Annotated in this window: 8 protein-coding genes; 6 read left to right on the top strand and 2 right to left on the bottom strand. The window is 70.4% G+C overall.

What is annotated here, in order from left to right; translation table 11 throughout:
* Window positions 1-50: 50 nt before the first annotated feature.
* The 3 genes from HNR23_RS04840 to HNR23_RS04830 all read left to right on the top strand — a co-directional run bounded on the left by HNR23_RS04840 (window position 51) and on the right by HNR23_RS04830 (window position 3,230).
* Window positions 51-1,415 carry an extracellular solute-binding protein gene (locus tag HNR23_RS04840; protein ID WP_184079899.1) on the top strand — a complete coding sequence of 455 codons (1,365 nt, stop codon included), beginning with the start codon at window positions 51-53 and terminating at the stop codon, window positions 1,413-1,415.
* Window positions 1,416-1,542: 127 nt separating this feature from the next.
* Window positions 1,543-2,391, top strand: coding sequence for a carbohydrate ABC transporter permease (locus tag HNR23_RS04835; protein WP_184079897.1), 849 nt, complete (start codon window positions 1,543-1,545; stop codon window positions 2,389-2,391).
* Window positions 2,388-3,230: an ABC transporter permease subunit gene (locus tag HNR23_RS04830; protein ID WP_184073901.1), complete on the top strand. Its 843-nt coding sequence runs from the start codon at window positions 2,388-2,390 to the stop codon at window positions 3,228-3,230. Before HNR23_RS04835 ends, HNR23_RS04830 begins: the two co-directional genes overlap by 4 nt.
* A gap of 310 nt (window positions 3,231-3,540) precedes the next feature.
* Here HNR23_RS04830 and trhA read toward each other — a convergent pair whose 3' ends face one another.
* Complete coding sequence (gene trhA, locus HNR23_RS04825) at window positions 3,541-4,245, bottom strand: PAQR family membrane homeostasis protein TrhA (RefSeq protein WP_184073899.1); 705 nt, start codon at window positions 4,243-4,245, stop codon at window positions 3,541-3,543.
* Between the two features lie 424 nt (window positions 4,246-4,669).
* Between trhA and ppdK the strand changes: the two genes are divergently transcribed.
* The 3 genes from ppdK (at window position 4,670) to HNR23_RS04810 (ending at window position 10,021) form a co-directional block, all read left to right on the top strand.
* On the top strand, window positions 4,670-7,348 hold the full coding sequence (ppdK, locus tag HNR23_RS04820; RefSeq protein WP_184073897.1) for a pyruvate, phosphate dikinase: 2,679 nt from the start codon (window positions 4,670-4,672) through the stop codon (window positions 7,346-7,348).
* Between the two features lie 235 nt (window positions 7,349-7,583).
* Complete coding sequence (locus HNR23_RS04815) at window positions 7,584-8,510, top strand: ElyC/SanA/YdcF family protein (RefSeq protein ID WP_184073895.1); 927 nt, start codon at window positions 7,584-7,586, stop codon at window positions 8,508-8,510.
* A gap of 263 nt (window positions 8,511-8,773) precedes the next feature.
* Window positions 8,774-10,021: a deoxyguanosinetriphosphate triphosphohydrolase gene (locus HNR23_RS04810; protein WP_184073893.1), complete on the top strand. Its 1,248-nt coding sequence runs from the start codon at window positions 8,774-8,776 to the stop codon at window positions 10,019-10,021.
* Between the two features lie 100 nt (window positions 10,022-10,121).
* On the opposite strand, the gene HNR23_RS04805 is transcribed toward HNR23_RS04810, so the two are convergent.
* Entirely contained in the window at window positions 10,122-11,510 is a 1,389-nt protein-coding gene (locus HNR23_RS04805) for a glycine--tRNA ligase (RefSeq protein ID WP_184073891.1), read from the bottom strand.
* Window positions 11,511-11,561: the final 51 nt, after the last annotated feature.

Raw genomic sequence — 11,561 nt, 5'->3', positions numbered from 1 at the left:
AGCATCACTCCCATGTCCGATGGAGAGCCGATGAGATGAACAGATGGCCGATGACCCGGGCGCCGCTCCGCGTCGCCGCCGTCGCCGCGGCCGCGGCCCTGCTGGGGCCGACCGCGACGGGGTGCAGCCTGCGGCCCGGTCACGACCCCGACACGGTCACCGTCGTCTACTCCCACTACGGCACCTTCCGCGCGGCCGACACCCTGATGCGCAAGGTCAAGGAGGAGTTCGAGGCGGAGAACCGGGGCGTCACCGTCGAGCTGCGGCCGATCGAGGCCCCGCCCGAGGACTACCAGGCGCAGGTCAACCTGATGAACCAGTCGGACGACGAGGCCCCGGACATCATCTACGAGGACAGCTTCACCATCAACCAGAACGTCGACGCCGGGTACCTGGCCCCGATCGACCACTACTGGGAGGAGTGGGATGAGGCGAAGTACTACCAGGAGCAGGCCGACGCGGCGGTGATCGCCCTTGACGGCAAGCGCTACGGGGTCATGGTCGGGACCGACACGCGCGGGCTCTGGTACAACACCCGGCTGTTCGAGCAGGCCGGAATCGAGCTGCCCTGGGAGCCGGAATCCTGGGACGAGGTGTTGGGCACCGCCCGGGAGCTCAAGCGCGAGATCGGCGACGACGTCACCCCGCTCAACGTCTACTCCGGAACGCCCATGGGCGAGGCCGCGTCCATGCAGGGCTTCCAGATGCTGCTGAGCGGCACCGGCGACGGGCTCTTCGACGAGGAGTCGCGCAGGTGGGTGGTCGGCTCCGCGGGGTTCGCGGACTCCCTGCGGTTCATCGACACCATCTACTCCGAGGGCCTGGCCCTGGACCCCCAGGACGCGCTCAACGCGAACGTCGGCACGATCAACAACGAGGAGCGGATCCCCGCCGGGGAGATCGCGATCAGCCTCGACGGGTCCTGGATCACCCAGAGCTGGATCGCGACGGCGGGTAAGCCGTGGCCTGAGTGGCCCCGGACCATGGGGTTCGCCCCCATGCCCACCCAGCACGGCCAGGCTCCGGGCACCACCAGCATGTCCGGCGGATGGACGCTGGCGCTGGGCTCCAAGAGCGTCAACCCCGACCTCGCCTGGGAGGTCATGAAGCACACCCTGAGCAAGGAGAACGCGACGCAGTTCGCGATCGAGGGGGCCCAGATCCCGGTCCGCGTCGACGTCGCGGAATCCGCGGAGTACCTGCAGGTCAACCCCATCGCCGAGGAGGCGGCGGCGCTGGTGGAGGTCACCCACTTCCGTCCCGCCTACAGCGAGTACCCGCGGATCTCGCTGGCGATCCAGGAGGCCATGGAGGCGGTCATGCTGGGCGATGCCACCCCCGGGCAGGCGGCACGCGCGTACGACGACCGGGTCGAACACCTCGTCGGTTCCGACAACATCACCTCCGGTGGGTGAGGCGGCACCGGGGGGAACGGTACCGGCGGCGACTCTCACCGAGCCGCCGTACAGGACGGGGAGGCGGGCGCCGCCGGGTGGCGGGGCCGGGCGGCGCCGGGGTGCGCGGCGCGCGGCCGCGCGCCGCCTGTTACCCCTCGTACCCGCGCTGCTCCTCCTGCTGTCCTTCTTCGCCGGCCCGATCCTGTGGACGGTGTGGGCGTCCCTCACGAACGCGGCGCTGACCGGGTCGGCCGCGGCGCACACCGAGTTCGTCGGCACGGCCAACTTCCAGCGGCTGCTCGCCGACCCCGCGTTCTTCAACTCGGCCCTGCTGACGGTGGTCTTCCTGGTCGCCTCGGGGGTCGTCGGCCAGACCGTGCTCGGGCTGGTGCTGGCGCTGCTCATGCAGAACCGCGGCGCCGCCGTACGGATGGCGGTGGGCGGGGTGGTGGTCGGGGCCTGGGTCGTCCCCGAGGTCGTCGCGGGGTTCGTGTGGGTGGCGTTCCTGGAGCGGGAGGGCACGCTCAACGGCCTGCTTGAGGCGGTGGGGGCGCCGACGCAGAACTGGCTGTACACGGCGCCTCTGCTGGCGGTGGTCCTGGCCAACGTCTGGAAGGGCACCGCGTTCTCGATGATGTCCTACTCCGCCGGGCTGGCCGAAATCCCCACCGATCTGAAGGAGGCGGCGCGGGCGGACGGCGCCGGGCCGGTGCAGGTGGTGTGGCACGTGGTGCTGCCGCTGCTGCGGCGGACCGTGGCCACCACGCTGCTGCTGGTGACGCTGCAGACGGTGCAGGTGTTCACGCTCATCTACGTGATGACGGCCGGAGGCCCGGGTGATCGCAGTATGACGCTTCCGCTGCTGATGTACCGGGAGGCCCTGCGGTTCGGCGAGTTGGGGTACGGCACCACGGTGGCACTGGCGCTGCTGGTGATCGCCGGGTCGCTCTCCGCGCTGTACGTGCGGGCGCTGCGGCCGGAGGAGGTGCGGTGAGACGCTCGGTCGCCTCGCCCTCGCGCGCGGCGGGGTCGGTGCTGGTGCACGGGGTGCTGGCGGTGCTGGCGGCGGTGTTCCTGCTGCCGCTGGTCTGGATGGTGGTCGCGGCGTTCGACGCCGAGCCGTCGCTGCGCGCCGCGCCTCCGGCGTCGCTCACCCTGGATCACTTCTCCGCGGTGCTGACGCCCGAGACGGTTCTGGTCCCGGTGGCCAACAGTGTGCTGATCTGCGGAGGTGCGGCGCTGGTCACGGTGGCGGCCTCGCTGCTGGCCGCCTACCCGCTGTCGCGCTACACACTGCGGTTCAAGCGGCCGGTGATGTACGTGGTGCTGTTCGCGACCGGGCTGCCGATCACCGCGATCATGGTGCCGGTCTACGGCCTGTTCGCACAGGCCGGGCTGTTGGACTCACGGCTGTCCACGTCGCTGTTCCTGGCCACCGCCAGCCTGCCGTACGGGATCTGGATCTCGAAGAACGTCCTGGACGGCATTCCGATCGAGCTGGAGGAGGCGGCCTGGGTCGACGGGGCGTCGGTGTGGCAGTCACTGCGGCTGCTGGTGCTGCCGCTCGCGGTGCCGGGGATGGCCGTGGTGGGCATTTTCACCCTGGTGCTGACCTGGGGGAACTTCTTCGTCCCGTTCATCCTGCTGAACAGCGCCGACCGGCTTCCGGCGGCGGTGAAGATCTACGCGTTCTTCGACCAGTACGGCGGGGTGCGCTACGGAGAGCTGGCTGCCTACTCGCTGCTGTACACGCTTCCGGTGGTGGCCCTGTACCTGGCGGTGTCGCGGGCGCTGAGCGGCCGGTTCGGCCTCGGTGGCGCGATGAAGGGGTGAGCGCCCCGCGGTGCGGCGGCCGGCGGGAGACGGCATGGAAATGGCAGCGGCCTGGAAGAGGCACGGAAGAGGCGACCGGACCCGGGGGGATTGTGGACTCCGGCCGCCTCATCCGAATCCCCCGCTCCGAAAGGCGGGCGGGAGAACCGGTTCTCAACCTACCGACAGCGCCCCGCACGGATCGCCCCGTTTCCGCCCTGCTGTCCGATCGCGTAAGCGGATCGTGATGCCCGGGCCGGAACCGGTCACCGGGGACGGAGGATCATCGCGGGGCCGGCGGCCACCCGCCGCCACTCCCGCCCCGCACGGCTCAGGCCGCGGTGTAGACGACGAAGGAGACCGCGATGTAATGGCAGATGTAGGCGGCGATCGTGAACGAGTGGAAGACCTCGTGGAAGCCGAACCAGCGCGGCGCGGGGTTCGGCCGCTTGAGGGCGTAGACGACGGCGCCGACGCTGTAGAGCAGGCCGCCGACGATGATCAGGATCCAGGTGGCGGGGTGGGTACCGCCGATGAGCTGGGGGAAGAAGAGCACCGCCACCCAGCCGATGGCCAGGTAGAGGCCGGTGGACAGCCAGCGCGGGGCGTCGGGCTTGAACACCTTGAACAGGACACCGGCGACCGCCCCGCACCAGATGAGCGCGAGCATGGCGGTGCGCAGTGTGCCGTCGAGGACGAGCACGACGAACGGCGTGTAGGTCCCGGCGATGATCAGGTAGATGTTGGCGTGGTCCATCCGGCGCAGCACCGCGACCCCGCGCTGGGACCACCGGCCCACGTGGTACACGGCCGACGTGCTGAACAGCAGCATGGAACTGGCCGCGTAGACGGCGGCGGAGAGGCGGCCCGGCAGTGTGGGGGCGAGGGCGACGAGGACCAGTCCGGCCAGCGCCGCCACCGGGGCGGTGCCGAGGTGCAGCCAGCCGCGCAACCGGGGTTTGAGGCCGGTCAGCGGGGCTGCGTCGGCGCGGGCGCTGCGGTGCGCCGCCGCACCGCCGGACTGCTCTGCGGCCATCTGCTCTTCTCCGTCGTGTCAGGCCTCGGGGAAGGCCGACCTAGGGGGCGCGCCGGGGCGGCGCCGGGTTTCTCCGCCTTCACCCTACCTACGCGACCGTAGGTTACTCGTCGGTCAAGATGTGTCGCTCAGCACAGCCGGGATCGGTCGGTTTTGACGGATTGGATCAAAGTTTCACACCGCTGGACTGCTACGGTGCATTCAAGCGCATCTGACCTGGCCTATCACCACACGGGTCGACCCCTTTGACACCACTGTGACCCAGGCCATCCGTGCGCCGTTCCTGGACCATTGGTCTACACCGGTCGTACGGCCATGAACTGGGTAAACACCGATACATGGACGTAGTGGAAGAAAAGTCGGCGGAGGCCTGGGTACAGTCCCCGCAATTCGAGGTCGAGCGACCGAAGAGAAGGAGCATCCCGTGCCCAAGTACGTCTACGAGTTCACAGAGGGCAACAAGGACCTCAAGGACCTTCTCGGAGGGAAGGGTGCGAACCTCGCCGAGATGACCAACCTCGGCCTGCCGGTTCCGCCCGGGTTCACCATCACCACCGAGGCCTGCCGGCACTACCTCGAACACAGCCGCAACCCTGATGGACTCGACGCCGAAATCGACGCGAAGCTCGCCGCGCTCGAAGCCGCGATGGGCAAGAGACTCGGCCAACCCGACGATCCGCTCCTGGTCAGTGTGCGCTCCGGCGCGAAGTTCTCCATGCCGGGCATGATGGAGACCGTCCTCAACATCGGCCTCAACGACACGTCCGTCCAAGGGCTCGCAGCCCAGGCGGGGGACGAGCGCTTCGCCTGGGACTCCTACCGCCGCCTCATCCAGATGTTCGGAAAGACCGTGCTGGGCATCGACGGCGACCTCTTCGAGGAAGCCATCGAGGACGCCAAGCGCGCCAAGGGCGTCACCGACGACCTCCACCTCGACGCCGACGACATCCGCAGCCTCGTCGCCGCCTTCAAGGGCATCGTCGCCGCGCAGGCCGGGCGCCCCTTCCCGACCGACCCCCGCGAGCAGATGGACCTCGCCATCGCCGCCGTGTTCGACTCCTGGAACGCCCCCCGCGCCGTCCTCTACCGCCGCCAGGAGCGCATCCCCGTCGACCTCGGCACCGCCGTCAACATCTGCTCCATGGTCTTCGGCAACCTCGGCATGGACTCCGGAACCGGCGTCGCCTTCACCCGCGACCCCGCCTCCGGGCAACAGGGCGTCTACGGCGACTACCTCGCCAACGCCCAGGGCGAGGACGTCGTCGCCGGGATCCGCAACACCGTGCCGCTCAGCGAGCTGGAGAAGCTCGACAAGGCGAGCTACGACGAGCTCATGGCGATCATGGAGAAGCTCGAAAACCACTACCGGGACCTGTGCGACATCGAGTTCACCATCGAGCGCGGGAAGCTGTGGATGCTGCAGACCCGGGTGGGCAAGCGCACCGCCGCCGCGGCGTTCCGTATCGCCGACCAGCTCGTCGACCAGGGGATGATCAGCCGCGCCGAGGCCGTCTCCCGGGTCAACGGCGACCAGCTCGCCCAGCTGATGTTCCCCCACTTCGACGAGTCGGCCGAGCGCCGACGCATCGGCCGGGGCATGAACGCCTCCCCCGGCGCCGCCGTCGGCAAGGCCGTCTTCGACTCCGCCACCGCCGTCGCACGGGCGCGCGCCGGCGAGAAGGTCATCCTGTGCCGCCGCGAGACCAACCCCGACGACCTCGAAGGCATGCTCAACGCCCAGGGCATCCTCACCAGCCGCGGCGGCAAGACCTCGCACGCCGCCGTGGTCGCCCGCGGCATGGGCACCACCTGCGTCTGCGGCGCCGAGGAGCTCGACATCGACGTCAAGAACCGGCGGATGACCGCACCGGGCGGCGAGGTCGTCGAGGAAGGCGACACCATCTCCATCGACGGCGGCTCCGGCGAGGTCTTCCTCGGCGAGGTCCCGGTGGTCGACTCCCCCGTCGTCCGCTACTTCGACGGAGAGATCGGCCCCGACTCCGCCGAGGCCGACGACCTGGTACGCGCGGTGCACCGGGTCATGGAGCAGGTGGACGCCGACCGCCGACTGGGCGTGCGCGCCAACGCCGACACCCCCGAGGACGCCGCCCGCGCCCGCCGCATGGGCGCGCAGGGCATCGGGCTGTGCCGCACCGAGCACATGTTCCTCGGCGACCGCCGCCTCCTCGTCGAACGGCTCATCCTCTCCGAAACCGAGGACGAGCAGGAGAAGTCCCTTGCCGCGCTGCTGCCGCTGCAGCGCGAGGACTTCGCCGGGATCTTCGAGGCGATGGACGGCCTGCCGGTGACCGTCCGGCTGCTCGACCCGCCGCTGCACGAGTTCCTGCCCGACCTCACCGAGCTGTCGGTCCGCGTCGCCCTCGCCGAGGCCCGCGGCGAGCAGGATGAGAACGACCTGCGGCTGCTCCAGGCCGTGCAGCGGCTGCACGAGCAGAACCCGATGCTGGGCCTGCGCGGTGTACGCCTCGGCCTGGTCGTGCCCGGCCTGTTCGCCATGCAGGTCCGGGCGATCGCGCAGGCGGCCGCGGCGCGGATCAAGGCCGGCGGCGACCCCCGGCCGGAGGTCATGATCCCTCTCGTCGGCACCGTGCAGGAGCTGGAGATCATCCGCGAGGAGTCCCTCCGGGTGGTGCACGAGGTCGCCGCGGAGCAGGGCGTCGAGCTGGACTTCCCGATCGGCACCATGATCGAGCTTCCCCGGGCCGCGCTGACCGCCGGGCAGATCGCCCAGTCCGCGGAGTTCTTCTCCTTCGGCACCAACGACCTCACGCAGACGACGTGGGGCTTCTCCCGGGACGACGTGGAGGCGTCGTTCTTCTCCGCCTACCTGGAGAAGGGCGTCTTCGGCGTCTCCCCGTTCGAGTCGCTGGACACCGACGGCGTGGGCCGCCTGGTCCGGATCGCCACGGAGGAGGGCCGCGCGGCACGTCCCGGCATGAAGATCGGCGTGTGCGGCGAGCACGGCGGCGACCCCGCGTCCGTGCACTTCTTCCACCGATTGGGGTTGGACTACGTGTCCTGCTCGCCGTTCCGAGTACCGGTCGCCCGGCTGGAGGCCGGCCGGGCCGCGGCGCGCGGCTAGCGCGACGGACGCCGCCGCTTGCGGTGGTGGGAGGCGCGTCGGGTCGCCCCACCACCGTCCGCGGACGGCATCGTGCTGGAATACCCGCTCCAGTCCGACATCTCGGACCGCCACCGGTAGCGTGTCGACTTGGCCGTGGTCGCGGACACGACGGTGATCGGCGTCCCGTTCGCCATCGCCGCTGCGTCGGCTATCGTCAGGCGAATCCAAGTACATCGCAGCTGGGGGTGATGAGGTGCGGTCTGTGGGGGACGAGCGCGGCCGGGAACCGCGCGACGACCGCCGGGGCGACGTCGCCCCGGACCCGGAGGCCACCCGCGTCTTCACGCGCGGCGGCTCCGGCACGGCGGACGACCCCTACGGCGCACCCGGTGCCCAGCCGGTCCGGGGACCCGTCGTCGAACGGACCCGTACGTTCACCCGCGAGGATCCGGGCGGCGGGCCCGATCCGGCGGAGGACGGCTTCGGCGGCGACATGCCGGAACGCGGACGGCGCGGGCGGCGCGGACGGCGTTCCCGCCCGGCCGCGCCCGACCGTCCGCGCCGCCGCGTGCGGATCCGCTGGATCGTGGCGCTGCTGCTGGTCACCGCGCTGGCCCTGCCCCCGGGGACGTGGGGCTGGGTCTGGTACACCGCCCGCCAGGACGAGCGCCCGCAGTCCGACGCCATCATCGTGCTCGGCGCCAGCCAGTACAACGGGCGCCCCTCCCCCATCTTCGAGGCCCGACTGCGGCACGCAGCCGACCTCTACCGCGATGGCGTCGCCCCGGTGATCGTCACCGTCGGCGGGAACCTCCCCGGCGACAACTTCACCGAGGCCGGAAGCGGACGCGACTGGCTGGTCCAGGTAGGGGTGCCCGCCGAGCAGGTGGTGGCGGTCGACACCGGCAACGACACCCTGCAGAGCATCGAGGCGGTCGGCCGGGTGTTCGACGAACGACAGTGGGCGACCGCCGTGATCGTCACCGACCCCTGGCACAGCCTGCGTTCCCGGCAGATGGCCCAGGACTTCGGCATCGACGCCAGCACCAGCCCCGCCCGCTCCGGCCCCGCCGTCATCGAACGCCGCACCCAGGTGTGGTACATCACCCGGGAGACGGCGTCGCTCTGGTACTACTGGATCTTCGGAAGCAGCAGCGACATCAGTGTGGACGCGGCCTGAGGGTGATCGAGCGCGCGGAGGCGGCGATGCCGACCGGCCGAAGGCCCCCACCGCAACACCGCCGCAGCAAGCGAGACACCCGAAGCCCCAACCACACCACTGAGGGTGATCGAGCGCGCGGAGGCGGCGATGCCGACCGGCCGAAGGCCCCCACCGCAACACCGCCGCAGCAAGCGAGACACCCGAAGCCCCAACCACACCACTGAGGTTCACTCCACCTCCCGTTCGCGGAACCGTCATGAGGTCTGCGTAGAGTCGGATGCATGTCGCCGACTCCCGAAGCACCCGTGGCCGGATACAGCTCCCATGACCGGGAGCGGTGGGCCGGTGAATCCGCGAAGAACCGGGCGCGCGGGCCGTTCGAGCGGGACCGGGCCCGTGTGCTGCACAGTTTCGCGCTGCGGCGGCTGGCCGCCAAGACGCAGGTGGTGCAGCCCGGAGCCAGCGATTTTCCCCGCACCCGCCTCACCCACTCGCTGGAGTGCGCGCAGATCGGGCGCGAGCTCGGCCGCGCCCTGGGCTGCGACCCCGACCTCGTGGAGGCCGCGTGCCTCGCCCACGATCTGGGTCACCCGCCCTTCGGGCACAACGGGGAGAAGGCACTGGACGCCGCGGCCGCGGCCTGCGGCGGTTTCGAGGGCAACGCCCAGAGCCTGCGCCTTCTGACCCGTCTGGAGGGCAAGGTCCTCGGTGACGGCGGGCGCAGCGCCGGACTCAACCTGACCCGCGCCACCCTGGATGCCACGCTGAAGTACCCGTGGCAGCGGGGGTGCGGCGGCGCCACGCACAAGTTCAACTGCTACCCGGACGACACGTCGGTCTTCGAGTGGATCCGCGCGGCGGCGCCGAGTACCCGGACCTGTTTCGAGGCCGATGTGATGGACTGGGCCGACGACGTCGCCTACTCCGTGCATGACCTGGAGGACGGCCTGTACGCCGGGTGGGTGCGGCTGGACGCCCTGCGCTCCCCGGGCGAGCGGCGCGAGGTCGCCGCGATCGCGGCCCGGCACTACTGCGACGCCGGCCCCGGTGAGCTGGAGGAGGTCTTCGGCGATCTGGTGGCCGAGCCGTTCTGGCCCCGCGACTTCACCGGGGACGTGGCCTCGCTCGCCGGGCTGAAGAACCTGACCAGCGAGCTCATCGGCCGCTTCTGCAGGGAGGCCGAGCAGGCTACCCGCGCCGCCTACGGCCCGGCCCCGCTCACCCGCTACACGGCCGACCTCATCGTCCCGCGGCGCGCGCTGCTGGAGTGCGCGCTGCTCAAGGCGGTGGCCGCGCACTACGTGATGGCACGCACGGAGGCGCAGGAGTACCAGGCCCGTGAGCGCGAGCTGATCGCCGAACTCGTCGCCGCCGTCCGCCTCGGCGCCCCGGAAACGCTCGACGAGTCCTGCCGCGCCGACTACGAGCGCGCCGACGACGACGCCGCGGCGCTGCGCGTGGTCATCGACCAGGTGGCCTCGCTCACCGACACCTCGGCGCGCGCCTGGCACCGGCGCCTGACCCGCTGAGGGCCGTTCCCGCACGGCCTCCGGCGTCGATCTCGGGGGTACCGACCGGATCCGGGGCGGAATGAGGTCGGTACCCCCGAGATCATCGGAGCGACAGGTGTCAGCAGCCGGGCAGGCGCTCCAGCAGGTACATCTCGACCTGGTCGAGGGAGACGCGCTCCTGCGACATGGTGTCGCGTTCGCGGACGGTCACCGCGTTGTCGTCGAGGGTGTCGAAGTCGACGGTGACGCAGAACGGGGTACCGATCTCGTCCTGGCGACGGTAGCGGCGGCCGATGGCTCCGGCGTCGTCGAACTCCACGTTCCAGCGCTTGCGCAGGGCGGCGGCGAGGTCGCGGGCCTTGGGCGAGAGAGCGGCGTTGCGGGACAGCGGCAGCACCGCGGCCTTGACCGGGGACAGTCGCGGGTCGAGACGCATGACCGCGCGCTTCTCCATCTTGCCCTTGGCGTTGGGGGCCTCGTCCTCGCGGTAGGCGTCGAGCATGAACGCGAGCATCGCGCGGTCGACACCGGCCGCCGGCTCGATGACGTAGGGCGTGTAGCGCTCGTTGTTCTCCTGGTCGAAGAAGGAGAGGTCGGTGCCCGAGGCCTCGGCGTGCGTCCGCAGGTCGTAGTCGGTGCGGTTGGCCACGCCCTCCAGCTCGCCCCACTCGCCGCCGACGAAGCCGAAGCGGTACTCGACGTCCACGGTTCGCTTGGCGTAGTGCGCCAGCTTGTCCTGGGGGTGCTCGAACAGCCGCAGGTTGTCCTTGGAGACGCCCAGGTCGACGTACCACTGCAGGCGGGTGTCGATCCAGTACTGGTGCCATTCCTCGTCGGTGCCGGGCTTGACGAAGAACTCCATCTCCATCTGCTCGAACTCGCGGGTGCGGAAGATGAAGTTGCCCGGGGTGATCTCGTTGCGGAACGACTTGCCGAGCTGGCCGATACCGAAGGGGATCTTGCGCCGCGCGCTCTGCTGCACGTTGAGGTAGTTGATGAAGATGCCCTGGGCGGTCTCCGGGCGCAGGTAGGCCAGGCCGGACTCGTCCTGCACCGGGCCCAGATAGGTGCGCAGCAGGCCGCTGAACGTGCGCGGTTCGGTGAACGAGCCCTTGGCGCCGCAGTTGGCGCAGTTCAGGCCGGCCAGGCCGTTCTCCGGCTCCTTGCCGTGCTTGTCCTCGTAGGCCTCAAGGAGGTGGTCGGCGCGGAAGCGCTTGTGGCAGGACATGCACTCGGTGAGCGGGTCGACGAACGCCTTGACGTGGCCCGACGCCTCCCACACCTCGCGGGCGAGGATGACGCTGGAGTCCAGCCCGACGATGTCGTCGCGCTCCTGCACCATCGAACGCCACCACTGGCGCTTGATGTTGCTCTTCAGCTCGACGCCCAGGGGGCCGTAGTCCCAAGAGGCGCGCAGACCCCCGTAGATCTCGCTGGAGGGGTACACCAGACCCCGCCGCTTGGCGAGGTTGACGAGGGCGTCCATTGCCTCTGACTTAGCGGCCATAAGTACTCAGACTCTCCATCCGGCTGGCGGTCGGCGGATCGCTCGACGCGA

The sequence above is a fragment of the Nocardiopsis mwathae genome (genome assembly GCF_014201195.1).
In the GTDB taxonomy this organism is placed as follows: Bacteria; Actinomycetota; Actinomycetes; order Streptosporangiales; family Streptosporangiaceae; genus Nocardiopsis_C; species Nocardiopsis_C mwathae.
This window is presented reverse-complemented; position numbering and strand designations above follow the sequence as displayed.

Coding starts and splice junctions, on each gene's coding strand:
- HNR23_RS04805 (WP_184073891.1), bottom strand. CDS start 11,510: ATGGCCGCTAAGTCAGAGGCAATGGACGCCCTCGTCAACCTCGCCAAG.
- HNR23_RS04840 (WP_184079899.1), top strand. CDS start 51: ATGACCCGGGCGCCGCTCCGCGTCGCCGCCGTCGCCGCGGCCGCGGCC.
- HNR23_RS04810 (WP_184073893.1), top strand. CDS start 8,774: ATGTCGCCGACTCCCGAAGCACCCGTGGCCGGATACAGCTCCCATGAC.
- trhA (WP_184073899.1), bottom strand. CDS start 4,245: ATGGCCGCAGAGCAGTCCGGCGGTGCGGCGGCGCACCGCAGCGCCCGC.